Below are 442 nucleotides of genomic sequence, written 5' to 3' on the forward strand. Positions count from 1 at the left end.
TCGCAGCACTACGCGTGCGACCCCGCGCTCTTCTCGAGCAAGCCGGACTACCTGTTGAAGGTGCGCGGCCTGTCGATGCGCGACGCCGGCATCCTCGACGGCGACCTGCTCGCCGTGCAGAAGCGGACCGAGGCGAAGGACGGCCAGATCATCGTCGCCCGGCTCGGCGACGACGTCACGGTCAAGCGCCTGAAGCGCCGGCCGGGCGGCGTCGAGCTGATCGCCGAGAACCCCGATTACGAGAACATCTTCGTGAAGGCCGGCAGTGCGGAATTCGCGCTCGAAGGCATCGCCGTCGGGCTGATCCGCCCGGGCGAGTTCTGATCGCCTTCGGCCAGCTGCAGCCCGCCCGCCTATCCGCCATTCGACTGAATCTGGAGAACCCTATGGAACGCCTCGCCCGCCTGCTGCCCTTCCGTCAATTCGGTCGTCTGCGCCATCT

1 protein-coding gene is annotated in these 442 nt (G+C 67.2%); it reads left to right on the forward strand.

Annotation, left to right across the window (positions count from 1 at the left end; translation table 11 throughout):
- Window positions 1-324 (forward strand): LexA family transcriptional regulator (locus J5M67_RS28680; RefSeq protein WP_279381600.1); only part of this gene is annotated, 324 nt, incomplete at its 5' end.
- Window positions 325-442: the final 118 nt, after the last annotated feature.

Source organism: Pseudomonas sp. 30_B, assembly GCF_017491605.1.
Lineage (GTDB): Bacteria > Pseudomonadota > Gammaproteobacteria > Pseudomonadales > Pseudomonadaceae > Pseudomonas.